Here is a 12,978-nt window from a genome sequence, read left to right as displayed (position 1 = left end):
GACCGTTGATCGAAAGGAGAGATCCGAAGTGGGCACCACCACGACCGCCAAGCCCCGCCCGCGAGCGGATTGGTCGCTCGCCCCGCGCGGCCCGATCAGCGCCACCACCACCGGCGCGCTCGCCCTGGCCGCCCTGGCAACGGTCGGAGACACAACCGCCCTGGAACCGATGTGGGGCGGCGCGGTCACCGCGGCCGGCGTGCTGGGCACGGTCGTCGTGGCCGCCCACACCGGCACCGCCCCCGCCGCCCTCATCTACCGCCTGACCTGCTGGATCGGAGGCGGCGGCTGGCTCACCTACACCCTGGCCGCCACCCCATGGACGCTCAACACCTTCGCCGCCCTCGGCGTCGGCGCGATCACCGCCGCGATCCTGGCCCCGCTGGGACGCGCCACCACCCGCGCCCGCCGCCCCGGTACCGCCCTCGTGCTACGCCAGAGCGCGCGCATCGGCACCGAATGGGAAGCCCGTATCGCGCGGGTCTGCCGCGTCCGCGTCACCGTGACCGACGTGGTGACCTGGCCGACCGGCACCGGCTATGACGTGCATGTGGACCTGCCCGGCGGCGGGGTGACCCGCAAGCAGATCGAAGGGTTCGCCGAAGCACTGGCCACCGACGCCCGCCTTCCCGAAGGGTGTGGCGTGGAGATCGTAGGCGGTGCCAACCGCGGCGCGCTGGTGCTGCGGGTGTCCACGGTCAACCGGATGGCCAAGGCCATCACCTACCCCGCCGACTACACCCCGCGTTCCATCTTGGAGCCCATGGAGTTCGGCGAGCACGCCAACTCCGACGCCGCCGCCGCCCTAGTCCGCGAAGAGTCGGTCCTGATCGCGGGCAAGCGCGGAAGCGGCAAGACCACCCTGTTGCAGGACATGTCCATTGCGCTGGGCCGGTGCGGCGACAACATCGTCTGGCACCTGGACCTCAACGGCGGTGGACTCACCCAACCGTGGATTGACGTGTGGCTGGACGGGCGGGTCCGGCGTTGCCCGATCGACTGGGCCGCGCCCAACCTGCGGGAGGGCAAGCTCATGCTCACCGCCGCTATCGCCATCGCCAAGCACCGCAAGGCCAGTTACCGGCGGCTCAAGCGCGCCCACAACACCAACCTTCTCCCGGTCAGCCCCGAGCTTCCACAGATCACCATCGTGGTGGACGAGGGCGCGCAAGCCGTCAAAGACCGCGCCCTGGAAGGACTGCTCAGCGACCTCCAGGAGATCGGCCGCAATGAGGCGGTCAACCTCGTGGTCTCAGCCCTGCGCCCGACCTCGGACCTGATCCCGGTCAACATGCGCAAGCAAACCGGCGTGCGCATCCAGATGTACGGCCCCGACGAGGAGGAGTTGGGACACATGTTCGGCTGGAAAACCGGCGTGTCCATGGACCAGCTCGCCGGCAAGGGCACCGGTTTCGTCAGCCTCGACGGCGCCACGCCGCGCCCGTTCCGCGCCTACAACGTGCTGCCCGCCCAGATCGAGCAAGCCGCCATCGCCATCGCCACCACCCGCCCCGACCTCGACACCGCATCCGCTCACGCCGCCGGCGAGGCATACGCCACCCGCTACCAGCGCATGCGCGCCGCCTTCACCGACCTCGAAGCCAACCACGACGACGAGCCGACCGGCGGCTACGAACCGGACCTATCCCCCGCGATTCCCGCCGACCCCACGGCGCCATCGGCGCACGGCCGCCGATTCACCGTGCTGCCCGGCGGGGCCGACACCTGGGCCGACCCTCACACCATCGCCCACATCCCCACCCGGCCCGCCGCAGCCGCGTCGGCCGCCGACTGGCCCGACCCCCGCCCCCTTCCCGCCGCGCGACCGGTCCCGGCCGTGCCCGCCAGCCCGCCGCCCGCCACGCCCGGCGCAGCGGTACCCGGCTGGCCGCTGCCGGAGATCCTTCGCCGAGCCCTGCAAACCTTCACCGACGCCGACGACGACCGCATGCACAGCGAAGACCTGGCCTCCACGCTGGGACTGACCAAGCACGAGCTAGCCGCGCTGCTGCGCCCGCTGGGCATCGCCCCGCTGGACAACGCCTTCAACCGAAACGGCGCCTCCCGCCGCGGCTACGCCCGAGACGACCTCATCGCGGTCGCACAGCGTATCCACCGCAGCGAGATCGACATCCCCGAACACGTCGCCAACTGGCCCGCCGCCTAGGGTGTGGGACTCCCACGTGGGACTCCCACACCCCAACCCCTCCCACGTGGGACTCCCACACCCACAGCCACCAGCGAAAACAGACCTTCTGTGGGAGGTGTGGGAGTCCCACTGAACACCCTGGTTTTCCCCTCCTGAAGCCCCGTCACCCCCTCCCATCCGCCCCCCACGTGGGAGGCCCACACTCCCCGCTGGTGCCAGCCCCGCACCCGCCCGGCACACCCCGCCGTACATCACTGAAAGTGACCAAAGCCGTCTAGGTCGCACGCTCTCCCGTCCCCTCTACCTGCCGAAGGTTGTGCTTCGCCATGCCAAAAATCGCCAGCATCACCCTGCTCGCCGCCTTAGCCCTCGTCGGCGCCCTGCACATTCCACCCGGCCTCGCCCTGCTCGCACTCCCCCCGGCCGCCGCCCTCGCCCTAATCGGCTACCGGCACGCGCTGACCCGCCGCCCCGAGACCCGCTGCCGCCCCTGCCGCGGCACCGGCTACCGCTACAGCCTGCTTTTCGCCCACACCCGCGGCTACTGCCCCACCTGCAACGGCACCGGCCACCGGCCCCGCGCCGGCGCCCGCCTGCTCAACGTCCGCTGACCGATCACCAAACGGAAGGAACCCGCTCATGTCCGGCGAGACCACGATCACCATCATCGGCAACCTGACCGGCGACCCCGAACTTCGCTTCACCCAGAACGGCACCGCCGTTGCCGGGTTCACCATCGCGTCCAGTTCCCGGACCTACAACAAGCGGCTGGAGCAGTGGGAGGACGGCGAGCCGCTGTTCCTGCGCTGCTCGGCATGGCGGGAGATGGCCGAGCACGTCTGCGAGTCGCTCACCCGCGGCACCCGCGTCATTGCTTCCGGTCGGCTGCGCATGCGCACCTACGACACCAAAGAGGGCGAGCGCCGCACCGTCTACGAGATAACCGTGGACGAGGTCGGCCCGTCCCTGCGCTTCGCGACCGCCCAGGTCAAGAAGACCGGCCGCAGCCGCACCGGCACCGGCGCTCCCGAGGGTGACCCCTGGCACACCGCCACCCCCGCCGGGGCCGACGCGGGCGCGTCCGGCGGCTGGGAGGGTGACGAGCCGCCGTTCTAGCGAAGGGCGTGAGCGATGGACCCCGAGGGCATCGTGACCTACCGCGGCCGGCGCTACCGGATGTGGAACGGCCGACTGCTGTTGAACTGGGCCAAGCCCACCCCCCGGCCCGTGCTGCATCACCGGGTCGGCTGTGTCCTGTGTTGCCAGGTGCGCGTTGTCGCCGGCCCCGGCTCACCGCCCCGGCACCCGCCCACTTGCGACAACTGCATGACCTACACCGGCCCCCGCCCCGACCCGTGCCAGTACTGCGGCAAGACCGCCCACTTCGGCGACGACGACGGCCACCCCGTGCACAAGGCATGCCTAGAGCAGACCATCACCGCCGCGATCCTCTCTGACTCCGAAAGGCACATCGCTGCATGACCACCCCTGCCACCTCCCCGCCGACCGGTGCCCTGCGCGTCCTGGACACCTACTGCTGCCAGGGCGGCGCCACCCGCGGCTACCAGCTCGCCGGCTTCCACGTCACCGGCGTGGACATCGCCCCCCAGCCCCGTTACTGCGGACAGGGGTTTCACCGGGCCGACGCGGTGAGCTTCCTGCGCGGCAACCGCGACTGGATACGCGCGACCTTCGCCCTGGTTCACGCCTCGCCGCCCTGCCAGGCCCACACCCTTGCCCAGCGCATCCGCGGACGCGCCCACCCCGACCTGATTGCCTCCACCCGCGACGCGCTGGAAGAGATCGGCCTGCCGTACGTAATCGAGAATGTGCCCGGCGCCCCGCTGCGTGACCCGGTGCTGTTGTGCGGGGCCATGGCTGGCATGGGGCTGCGCACCTACCGGCACCGGCTGTTTGAGACCGGCGGCGGGATGGTGCTGCCCCAGCCCGAACACCCCGCGCATGTGGCGCCGCTGGCCAAGATGGGCCGCCCGGCCCGTCCGCACGAGTTCCGGCACTATGTCGGCAACTTCTCCGGCGTTCAGCAAGCCCGCGACGACATGGGCATGCCCTGGGCCACCCGTGACGGGCTGCGCGAGGCCATCCCGCCCGCCTACACCCGCCACATCGGCCATGCCATCGCCGCAGCCCTCGACCCCGGCGGCACCACCTGCCACGGCGACAGGGACGCTATCGCCGCCTGACCAACTCACCCCCCCCAACTGGTGGCACTACCGGCGCACCGGCAAGGCCACCAGTTGGGGGATAGTCCGCCCCCGCTGATCTCCCCCCCGCCCTCTCACCTGCCCGCATGCCCACCGAAGGGAAGGAACGCATGACTCGTGAACTGACCGCCGCGGCGCTGGACTGCGCCGGCCGCGGCTGGCACGTCTTCCCCCTCACCCCCCGCGGCAAATACCCGCTACGCGGCTTCACCGCCTGGGAACAGCACGCCACCACCGACCCCGACCGAATCACCCGCATGTGGACCCGCGCTCCCTGCAACGTCGGCGTCGCGTGCGGCCCGTCCCGCCTGCTGGTCGTGGACCTCGACACCCCCAAACCCGGCCAGCACCTACCCGCCGAGTACGCCGAACGTGGCTTAACCACCGGGCAGGAGGTCTTCCGGGATCTGTGCGACCAGCACGGCCATCCCTACCCCGCCGACACCTTCACCGTGACCACCCGCCGCGGCGGAACTCACCTGTATTTCACCGTGCCGGACGGCACCACCCTGGGCAACACCAGCGGGAACAGGGGCAAAGGGCTGGGCTGGCTGATCGACACCCGCGCCCGCGGCGGCTACGTCGTTGGCCCCGGCAGCTACGTCGCGCAACTGGACGGCACCGGCACCTACCGCGTCACCAACCCGGCCCCACCGGCCCCGCTCCCTGCATGGCTCGCCGCACGCCTCACCCCGCCGCCCACCACGCCGGCGAGTACCGCGCCGCGGCCGACCGCCCTCGACCACGCCCGGCTGTCTCGCTACAGCCACGCCGCTCTGTCCGGCGAGGTCGAACGCGTCGTCAACGCCCCCGATGGCGGGCGCAACCGCGCGCTCAACCTCGCCGGCTGGAAACTCGGCAAGCTGATCGCCCGCGGCGTACTCCCCCGCGGCGTGGTCGAGCAAGCCCTACAGCAGGCTGCCGAGACCGCCAACACCCACAGCCGCGACCCCCGGCCTGCGCATGTGCTGGCCGCCGTCATCGGTCACGGCATCGACGCCGGCATGCGCAGTCCATGACCCGCATGCGACCACACCCCTGCGCGCCCACACCCGCCATCGGAGGACCACCATGAATCACGCACAGCCCACCGAGCAAACCGCCGGCGCCGCGCTGCTGGACATGCTGCACGCGGCCATGACGCGGTACGTCATCCTGCCCACGCCCGAGGCCGCCCACGCCGTCACCTTGTGGATCGCCGCCACCCACGCCCAACCCGCATGGGCGCACGCCCCTCGGCTGGTTATCCGTGGCCCGGAAAAGCGGTGCGGCAAGTCCCGGCTGTTGGACATCGTGGAGGCCACCTGTCACGAGCCGTTCATCACCGTCAACAGCAGCAGCGCCGCGGTCTACCGGTCCATCACCGAGGACCCGCCGACCATGCTCGTGGACGAGGCCGACACCATCTTCGGCCCCAAGGCGGACGGCAATGAAGACCTGCGCGGCCTGCTCAATGCCGGACACCAGCGCAACCGTCCCGCCAAACGCTACGACGCCGCCACCAACCGCGTGGAGAGCATCCCGACCTTCGCCATGGCCGCGCTCGCTGGCATCGGCGCCATGCCCGACACCATCGAAGACCGCGCCGTGGTGGTGCGGATGCGCCGCCGCGGCCCCGGCGAAACCGTCGCCCCCTACCGGCACAAGCGCGACCGCTCGCCGTTGCGCAACCTGGCCGCCGACCTGTCGGCCTGGTTGCGCGCCAACCTGCCCACCCTGGAAAAAGCCGAACCACCCATGCCGCTGGAAGACCGCGCCGCCGACACATGGGAACCCCTCGTGGCCGTCGCTGACCATGCCGGCATCCATTGGCCCGACCGCGCCCGCGCCGCCGCCGTCGCCCTGACCGCTGAAGCCGATGACAACGACCAGTCCTCAGCACGTATCCGACTCCTGGCCGACTGCCGCAGCGCGTTCGGCGCCGATACCGCGCTGCCCACCGCGGTTCTGCTAGAACGGCTCAAGGCCGACCCCGAGGGCGAATGGGCCGACCACGGGGTCGCCGGCCTGACCGCCATGAAGCTCGGCGCGATGCTGCGCGAGTACGACATCCGTTCGGCCAACATCCGATTCCCCAACGGCACTCAAGCCAAGGGGTACCAGCGGGCCGATTTCCTCGATGCCTGGGCGCGCTACTGCCCTGCCACCGAGCCCCCTCCTGAAGGCGAGTTGGTCCCGTTCGGCAGGGGTGGCCGTCCCAGCCGTCCCAGCCTCGTCATCGCAGGTCAGCCCGGGACGGCTCCGATTCCTGGGACGGCTTGAGCCGTCCCACCGAAAAAGCCGTCCCAGCTTTGACCTGCACAAATGAGGCTGGGACGGCTGGGACGGCTACCCCCTCCAAAACTCGCACCCTCCCCTAGACGCACCCCTTGCCGATCACCCGGAAGGACGTACGCGAGCCATGGCCACCGCCGGATCCAAGCCCCTGACCGTGCCCCAGGTCTGCGCCGAACTCGGCATCTCCCGCTCGACCTTCTACGACTGGCGCGCCAAGCGCCGCGCTCCGAAGTGCATCACCCTGCCGAACGGCAGCCTGCGTATCCGTCGCGCCGAGTTGGAACGCTGGCTCGCCGCCCACGAGGACGCCGCTTGATGAACACCACTTATGACGTGCGCGTGTGGCGCGTACTGACCAACAAGAACAAGCGCGGAAACACCTACACCGTGCGCTGGCTCACCGCCGACAAGCCATGGCGGGAGACCTTCACGACGCGGGCACTCGCCGATAGCTTCCGCGCCGAACTGCTCACCGCCATCCGGCAGGGGAAGCCGTTCGACATGGCCACCGGCCGCCCCGCTGAACACTCCGGACAGCGCGCTCACTCGGTGAGCTGGTGGTCGCTCATGTGTGACTACGTCGATCACCGTTGGGACGACGCCGCCCCTAACTCGCGCCGTTCCATCGCCGATGCTCTGGCAACCGCCACGCTGTCCTTGCTGGCCAACGCTGCCGGTCAGCCCTCCAAGAAAGAGATCCGTCAAGCGGTGTCCAAGTGGGCCGCTCACAAACCGCGGCGCGCGGCCGGTGCGGTGCCCGACGACATCGCCCGTGCGGTTTCATGGCTGGAAAAGAACACCCTTCCCGTGGCCTCCCTCGCGGATGAGGCCGTGGTGGTGGAGACACTGAAGGGCATTTCCAGAACCCTCACCGGAAAGACCGCGGCCGGAACCACGATCGCTCGAAAGCGCGCGGTGTTCTACAACGTTCTCGACTACGCGGTGAGTCCGGCCAAGCTCTTGACCAGTAATCCCCTGGTCAGCGTGAAATGGAAGACGCCCAAGGTTGCCGAGGAAGTCTCTCCCCGCCGCGTGGTCAACCCACAACAGGCCGAGGCGCTGTTGGCCGAGGTCGAAAACACCATGGCGCCACTGACGGCATTCTTCGCGGTCATGTACTACTCGGCTCTACGACCGGCGGAAGCCGCGGACCTGACCGCCGATGAGATCGACCTTCCCGACGCCGAAAACGGCGATGAATGGGGATGGTTCTGTCTCGGCGACTCGGCGCCGGCGGTCGGCGCCGACTGGACAGGGAACGGAAAGCGCCGGGAGTCGCGAGAGCTCAAGCACCGGGCACGTACGGCAGTCCGGCCGGTGCCGATCCCGCCGCCCCTGGTGGCCATTCTCCGGAGTCACCTCACGGATCACGGCGTGAGCCCCGATGGTCACCTGTTCGTCGGAGAGCGTGGCGGCCCCCTGTCGGAGAGCGTCTATGGCCGCGTCTGGCAGAAGGCCCGCACGGGGGCGCTGAGCAAGGCTGAGGCCGCCTCACCGCTCGCGGCGCGGCCGTACGACCTACGGCATGCCTGCGTCTCGACGTGGCTCAACGCGGGGGTGCCAGCGCCACAAGTTGCCGAGTGGGCAGGGCACAGCGTGAACGTGCTTCTGCGGGTCTACGCCAAGTGCATCGTGGGCCAGGACGCCACCGCCCGGAAGCTCATCAGCGAGGCCCTGAAGGCGCCCCAAGGGGCCGACTGATACCGACGCGCATACGACGCGAGCCCCCGTAGATCGCCGTTGACGACCATGAACAGCCGGACACACAGCAAGAGGCCCTTGACCATGTACGTGCTGGTCAAGGGCCTCTTTACGCTGGTGTGGCAGGTGCAAGGTTCGAACTTGCGTAGGCTGAGCCGACGGTTTTACAGACCGCTCCCTTTGGCCACTCGGGCAACCTGCCGTGTCTTCGCTCTCGCGGCGACAGCAAGAAGAATAGCGGACTTCCGGGGTGCCTGTGACACCGGTTTGACCGCGCCCTGATCCACACGGCACCCGCCTCGGGTCGCTAGGGTCGGAGGGACGAGAGAGGACACCTATACCGATGGCCGACAGCAGTTTCGACGTGGTGAGCAAGATCGACCGGCAGGAGGTCGACAACGCGCTGAACCAGACGGTCAAGGAGGTCGGGCACCGCTTCGACTTCAAGGGCACGGGCGCGGGCATCGCTTGGTCGGGTCAGAACAACATCGAGATCAAGGCGAACAGCGAGGAACGCGCGAACGCCGTCCTTGACGTGTTCAAGGAAAAGATCATCAAGCGGGGGCTGTCCCTGAAGGTACTGGAAGCCGGCGAGCCCAAGCTGTCCGGCAAGGAGTACCACCTGGTCGTGGAGCTCAAGGAGGGCATCGACCAGGAGCACGCCAAGAAGATCTCCAAGATCATCAGGGACGAGGGCCCCAAGGGTGTGAAGGCGCAGATCCAGGGGGAAGAGCTTCGGGTCAGCTCCAAGAAAAAGGACGAGCTTCAGGATGTCATCACCCTGCTGAAGGGCAAGGATCTCGACATCGCCCTGCAGTTCACGAACTACCGCTAGCCAGCCGGTTCTCAAGGCTCTGACCTAGTGGTTCATCAAGCCAGAGTCTCCCGAGGGCACATCCGGGGCACACGGCCGAGCGCGCCGTCCACCAGGGCACGCGTCTTCTCCTGTGCCTCGGGCCACTCCCCCACGTACGTGTTGAGCGTGACCACGGGCGTGCTGTGGCCGAGGGCGTGCTGTACCGTCTTCACGCTCGCGCCCTTGTGGATCAGCAGCGTGGCGAAGTGCCGCCTTCTGTCCGCACTCAACGTGTGCGGTGGTGTTCGTGTGGTGATTGGGCTTGCCGATCAGCGAAGGCCTGTGGGGGACGTTCATCGCGGCTTGTGTTGCGTTTCAGGTGGCCGGCTGTGATGGGATTCACTCGGTTCGAGCCGACGGCTGATCCGTGTCAAATCTTGTGTACCGATCGGTGCGGTCTGACTTCCCAGGCGGGCCGCTGGAGCTCGTCGTTGTTCACGATGATGTCGGCGTGGTCGGTCGGGCGGGCCTGAGCGAAGTAGAGCTGCTGGGAGGGGATGTAGCGGTAGCGCCAGGACCGCTCGATCTCGGTTGTGTCGGCGGTGGGTCCGGCCAGTGCTGTGCCTCGGGCCTGGGCGCGATCCAACGTCCGATCGAACGTGACGGCCATGAAGATGCTCAGGTCCCACCGGTCGAGCAACTCTGGGCGTAGGAGGAAGACACCGTCGAAGAGCAGCACAGCGTCCGCGGGGGCCGTGGTGATCGGGAGGGACAGTGTGGTGTCCGTTTCCCGGTGGTAGACCGCTGTCTGGAACCTTCGGTCTCCGTCCGGGCCCAGCGGGTCGAGCAGCACCCGGCGTATCGCGTCGCGGTCGTGGGCGTCGAAGTAGCAGCTTTCGGGCGAGTACTGGCCGCGTCGATAGCGCTGTGCCCGGGGGAACAGGAAGTCATCGATCGTCGCGCGGATGACTTCGCGGCCCTGCGCACGGAGAACGACGGCGAGTTCGTCGGCCAGCGTGGTCTTGCCCGCGGCGGGCGGCCCGTCGATGGCGACCCTTAGGGGGTGCGTGGTCGTGGCGGATCCGATCTCCGCGGTCAGCCGGCCGAGGAGATCGTCGCGGGTGCCGTGTTGCATCATCTGTCCCCATCCGTGCGTCTGACGCATTGCCCTCGCTGCATCGAATCGATATATCGAGACGATATGGGGAGTTGATGCTCCTGCGTAAGGTCAACACCCTCGGATCCGGAGATGGATGTCCCTGCGGGCGCCGAGGTCAGCTGCATGACCCGACGATGTCGAAGGCCACGATCGGCATGGCTGAACTTCATTAACGCGACCCGCCGACGGCTCGTCGGAGGAGCACAGGCCCTCTCAATTCGTGGCGCGACCTCCCCTCCCACCGTCTCAAACGACCGTCAACCAGGGCGCAGCCGAGGAGGAACAGGGCACTATGAGGGCACACAGCACCGAAAACAGCCGGAAACGATGACAGACCACGAGATACAGATCAGCAGCTCAGAGGCATGATATCGGTATTGCCGCAGGTCACTCCGTGACGGAGTTCGGTTCACGAACTACCGCTAGCGGGTGAGCGACAGAGTTCTCAGTCTGGTGCCGCTGGCAACGCCGCGATCCTGCCGATGCTCTTCCTCGCGTACGGCAAGTTGCTGGTCGCGACGGACACCGTGCGGTTCTACCAGTGGGGGCACCGCCGCTCATTCTGGGCACGGTACTGGTGCTGCCGGCCTGGGCACTGGGGCTGGCGCTCGTCCCGCACCTGGTCATTCCATGGGCTGAAGCACGCGGCCGATTCCTCCGCGCGGCCGAGGTCCATCAACACGTCGCCGAGCCCGTGCAGGGAGTGCGCCTCCCAATAGCGCTCGCCGGATGAATGGCGAGCGTGGTTTTCCCCACGCCTCCCTGGCCGGCGATCGCGGAGAATCCCGGGTCAGGGGATTGGGTCGATCATTATTCGGGGGTCGAGGAGGGTCAGTTGGTCGCCTCGGTCGGTGAGGATGGGCCAGTGGGTGTTGCGGGCGCACCAGACCACGTGGCCGGCGACCACGTCGTTGGCGCCGTCCAGCAGCTCGCCGATGTCGGGCGCCTTGCCCGCCGTCAGGTCGTCGATGGTGACTCCAGGCCCCATGATCAGGTCGAACAGCTCGGCCTGGGTGTCGAGCGGCGCGATGGAGTACACGGCGGCCAGCGCGGTCGACGGCACGCACAGGCCGCCTCCCCGGTAGAGGCACATCGCCACGACATGGCGCGAGTAGCGCGTCTTGGCGACCGCGATGTCCACCAGCGCGCTGACGTCGAGAACGCGTCCAGGGATCATGACACCCGGGTCCGGGTCATGGGCGGGCGGTTGGCCTGCGACCACTCTTCGTCGGTCAGGGGTGCGACGTCGAGCGCGACGGCCGCGGCCTCGAGGTCCTCGCGGTCCAGGCACCAGCGGGACATGAGCGTGATGGCCGCCTGCCTGGCTTCTATGTGCCGTTGCACCGCGCTGCGAATGATGTCCTCGACCCTGCGCCCCTCAAGGTGCGCCTGGCGCATCAGAGCCTCGGTCTGGACGTCGTTCAGTCTGATGGTGAAGGAGGAGTGCCCCATACCGTGACGGTAGACGCCGAAGGCCCGGCAGGCATCCCTTTCACCGTCGGCGTCTGCCATGAATTCCGCCCACTTCGGTCGTACGAACGGGCGAGGCGGTGACGCCGAATCGTGACTCAACCTTTCACGCGTTCATGGCATCTATTGAAAGTGACGAAAGGATCGCGCCATGAAGCACGCGCGCACGTTCACCCTCCTCGCGATGGCCGCCGCGGCCACCATAGCGAGCCCGGCGGAGGCGCAAACGGGATCCACCTCCGCCAAAAGCACCATAAATAGTACTAAAGCGGTACGTTATGCCTCGTTGAACGGTTGCCCGAAGAAGGATTACCTCGTACCGTGTGGCACCTGGGAGTTGACCCTTCGAAGCGGGAAGACCGTCAAGCTCGCCGATGCCACCGTCTCGCCGAGGGACGCCAAGGGCAAGGTCGACAAGGAGAACATCGCGCCGATCGCGGTCAGCGGGGACGGTACGCGGGTCGTGTACTTCCGCAAGTCCGACCGCAAGCTGGTCTGGAAGGACATGCTGAGCGGCAAGGTGCGCAGCCTGCCCGGCACGACCGCGAAGGTCCCCAAGGGTCTCGGCATGACCGACGTCGACCCCACCCTGTCCCCCAGCGGTGACGTGGTGGTCCTCGACTACGCCGACGACTCCGGCCAGCGGCCCACGCTCGCCGTCCACCTGGGAAGCGGCGACGTCGCGAAGCTGCCCGGCGGGGACAGCGTGCAGGGCTTCAGCCCCGATGGCCGTCGGATCCTCGTCTCGCGGTACACCGGCGACAACACGACCGAGTTCGTGGTCTACGGCACCGACGGCGAGCAGGGGGAGAGCCGCGAGGTGCCGCAGGTCGTGTCGAACAACTCGCCGGTCGCGCTGGCGGACGACGGAGTGACCGTCGGCGTCGTGATCACCCCAACCTCCGGCAAGCCCCGCCTGAGGCAGTACGACCTGTCGACGGACTCGGTCTCTCCGGCCATCGATCTCGGGATCAGCTCGAAGGAAAGCGCGTACCGGATCTCTTGGGATGACTCCGGCAAGCTGGCGCTCTGGCACCTGCGGACCACGGACGACGGTACGATCACGCGGGCGACGATCAGCACCGTGGACCCGTCCACGGGTGACCTCGCCAAGGTCGACTCGTTCAAGGTACGGAGCGGCCTGTGGAGCTGGTGGCTGCCCGGGGAGTGACCAGCGGCTCAGAAAGCCCTCCGCTTGGCT

Annotated in this window: 15 protein-coding genes and 1 tRNA gene; 11 read left to right on the top strand and 5 right to left on the bottom strand. The window is 68.4% G+C overall.

Going from position 1 to position 12,978, the window contains the following annotated elements:
• The first annotated feature begins 28 nt into the window (after window positions 1–28).
• The 9 genes from OG589_RS40035 to OG589_RS39995 all read left to right on the top strand — a co-directional run bounded on the left by OG589_RS40035 (window position 29) and on the right by OG589_RS39995 (window position 8,352).
• Complete coding sequence (locus tag OG589_RS40035) at window positions 29–2,167, top strand: hypothetical protein (protein ID WP_405143839.1); 2,139 nt, start codon at window positions 29–31, stop codon at window positions 2,165–2,167.
• Window positions 2,168–2,475: 308 nt separating this feature from the next.
• Window positions 2,476–2,760 (top strand): hypothetical protein, encoded by a 285-nt coding sequence (locus OG589_RS40030; protein WP_405143837.1) that lies wholly within the window; start codon window positions 2,476–2,478, stop codon window positions 2,758–2,760.
• Between the two features lie 28 nt (window positions 2,761–2,788).
• Window positions 2,789–3,265 carry a single-stranded DNA-binding protein gene (locus OG589_RS40025; protein ID WP_405143836.1) on the top strand — a complete coding sequence of 159 codons (477 nt, stop codon included), beginning with the start codon at window positions 2,789–2,791 and terminating at the stop codon, window positions 3,263–3,265.
• A 15-nt stretch (window positions 3,266–3,280) separates the two neighbouring features.
• Window positions 3,281–3,631 carry a hypothetical protein gene (locus OG589_RS40020; protein WP_405143835.1) on the top strand — a complete coding sequence of 117 codons (351 nt, stop codon included), beginning with the start codon at window positions 3,281–3,283 and terminating at the stop codon, window positions 3,629–3,631.
• The gene (locus OG589_RS40015; RefSeq protein ID WP_405143833.1) at window positions 3,628–4,353 is read left to right on the top strand and encodes a hypothetical protein; all 726 of its coding nucleotides are present in this window, start codon (window positions 3,628–3,630) and stop codon (window positions 4,351–4,353) included. Before OG589_RS40020 ends, OG589_RS40015 begins: the two co-directional genes overlap by 4 nt.
• A gap of 131 nt (window positions 4,354–4,484) precedes the next feature.
• Window positions 4,485–5,393 (top strand): bifunctional DNA primase/polymerase, encoded by a 909-nt coding sequence (locus tag OG589_RS40010; RefSeq protein ID WP_405143832.1) that lies wholly within the window; start codon window positions 4,485–4,487, stop codon window positions 5,391–5,393.
• Between the two features lie 52 nt (window positions 5,394–5,445).
• On the top strand, window positions 5,446–6,636 hold the full coding sequence (locus OG589_RS40005) for a DUF3631 domain-containing protein (protein WP_405143830.1): 1,191 nt from the start codon (window positions 5,446–5,448) through the stop codon (window positions 6,634–6,636).
• Between the two features lie 139 nt (window positions 6,637–6,775).
• Window positions 6,776–6,967 (top strand): helix-turn-helix transcriptional regulator, encoded by a 192-nt coding sequence (locus tag OG589_RS40000; RefSeq protein WP_405143828.1) that lies wholly within the window; start codon window positions 6,776–6,778, stop codon window positions 6,965–6,967.
• The gene (locus OG589_RS39995) at window positions 6,967–8,352 is read left to right on the top strand and encodes a tyrosine-type recombinase/integrase (RefSeq protein WP_405143827.1); all 1,386 of its coding nucleotides are present in this window, start codon (window positions 6,967–6,969) and stop codon (window positions 8,350–8,352) included. Before OG589_RS40000 ends, OG589_RS39995 begins: the two co-directional genes overlap by 1 nt.
• A 120-nt stretch (window positions 8,353–8,472) precedes the next feature.
• Here the strand turns inward: OG589_RS39995 and OG589_RS39990 are convergent.
• A tRNA-Tyr gene (locus OG589_RS39990) sits at window positions 8,473–8,554 on the bottom strand.
• 141 nt (window positions 8,555–8,695) lie between these two features.
• Between OG589_RS39990 and OG589_RS39985 the strand changes: the two genes are divergently transcribed.
• Window positions 8,696–9,187, top strand: a complete 492-nt coding sequence (locus tag OG589_RS39985) for a YajQ family cyclic di-GMP-binding protein (RefSeq protein ID WP_405143826.1) — start codon at window positions 8,696–8,698, stop codon at window positions 9,185–9,187.
• Between the two features lie 35 nt (window positions 9,188–9,222).
• On the opposite strand, the gene OG589_RS39980 is transcribed toward OG589_RS39985, so the two are convergent.
• The 4 genes from OG589_RS39980 to OG589_RS39965 form a co-directional block, all read right to left on the bottom strand.
• Window positions 9,223–9,438 (bottom strand): hypothetical protein, encoded by a 216-nt coding sequence (locus tag OG589_RS39980; RefSeq protein WP_405143825.1) that lies wholly within the window; start codon window positions 9,436–9,438, stop codon window positions 9,223–9,225.
• Between the two features lie 140 nt (window positions 9,439–9,578).
• Complete coding sequence (locus tag OG589_RS39975; RefSeq protein ID WP_405143824.1) at window positions 9,579–10,286, bottom strand: cytidylate kinase family protein; 708 nt, start codon at window positions 10,284–10,286, stop codon at window positions 9,579–9,581.
• 811 nt (window positions 10,287–11,097) lie between these two features.
• A complete protein-coding gene (locus OG589_RS39970) occupies window positions 11,098–11,484 on the bottom strand; it encodes a hypothetical protein (RefSeq protein ID WP_344934913.1) in 387 nt (128 codons plus the stop codon).
• Complete coding sequence (locus OG589_RS39965; protein WP_405143823.1) at window positions 11,481–11,759, bottom strand: hypothetical protein; 279 nt, start codon at window positions 11,757–11,759, stop codon at window positions 11,481–11,483. Before OG589_RS39965 ends, OG589_RS39970 begins: the two co-directional genes overlap by 4 nt.
• 355 nt (window positions 11,760–12,114) lie before the next feature.
• On the opposite strand from OG589_RS39965, the gene OG589_RS39960 reads away from it, so the two are divergent.
• On the top strand, window positions 12,115–12,948 hold the full coding sequence (locus OG589_RS39960; RefSeq protein ID WP_405143821.1) for a hypothetical protein: 834 nt from the start codon (window positions 12,115–12,117) through the stop codon (window positions 12,946–12,948).
• Window positions 12,949–12,978 lie beyond the last annotated feature (30 nt).

Source organism: Sphaerisporangium sp. NBC_01403 (assembly GCF_045040145.1).
Taxonomy (GTDB): Bacteria; Actinomycetota; Actinomycetes; order Streptosporangiales; family Streptosporangiaceae; genus Sphaerisporangium; species Sphaerisporangium viridialbum.
Note: the sequence above shows the minus strand (reverse complement) of the source record. Positions and strands in the feature narration are given on the sequence as shown.

What these genes read in the sequence shown, in the direction of transcription:
- OG589_RS40030 (WP_405143837.1), top strand. Translation starts at nt 2,476, where the DNA reads ATGCCAAAAATCGCCAGCATCACCCTGCTCGCCGCCTTAGCCCTCGTC.
- OG589_RS40025 (WP_405143836.1), top strand. Translation starts at nt 2,789, where the DNA reads ATGTCCGGCGAGACCACGATCACCATCATCGGCAACCTGACCGGCGAC.
- OG589_RS40020 (WP_405143835.1), top strand. Translation starts at nt 3,281, where the DNA reads ATGGACCCCGAGGGCATCGTGACCTACCGCGGCCGGCGCTACCGGATG.
- OG589_RS40015 (WP_405143833.1), top strand. Translation starts at nt 3,628, where the DNA reads ATGACCACCCCTGCCACCTCCCCGCCGACCGGTGCCCTGCGCGTCCTG.
- OG589_RS40010 (WP_405143832.1), top strand. Translation starts at nt 4,485, where the DNA reads ATGACTCGTGAACTGACCGCCGCGGCGCTGGACTGCGCCGGCCGCGGC.
- OG589_RS40005 (WP_405143830.1), top strand. Translation starts at nt 5,446, where the DNA reads ATGAATCACGCACAGCCCACCGAGCAAACCGCCGGCGCCGCGCTGCTG.
- OG589_RS40000 (WP_405143828.1), top strand. Translation starts at nt 6,776, where the DNA reads ATGGCCACCGCCGGATCCAAGCCCCTGACCGTGCCCCAGGTCTGCGCC.
- OG589_RS39995 (WP_405143827.1), top strand. Translation starts at nt 6,967, where the DNA reads ATGAACACCACTTATGACGTGCGCGTGTGGCGCGTACTGACCAACAAG.
- OG589_RS39985 (WP_405143826.1), top strand. Translation starts at nt 8,696, where the DNA reads ATGGCCGACAGCAGTTTCGACGTGGTGAGCAAGATCGACCGGCAGGAG.
- OG589_RS39975 (WP_405143824.1), bottom strand. Translation starts at nt 10,286, where the DNA reads ATGATGCAACACGGCACCCGCGACGATCTCCTCGGCCGGCTGACCGCG.
- OG589_RS39970 (WP_344934913.1), bottom strand. Translation starts at nt 11,484, where the DNA reads ATGATCCCTGGACGCGTTCTCGACGTCAGCGCGCTGGTGGACATCGCG.
- OG589_RS39965 (WP_405143823.1), bottom strand. Translation starts at nt 11,759, where the DNA reads ATGGGGCACTCCTCCTTCACCATCAGACTGAACGACGTCCAGACCGAG.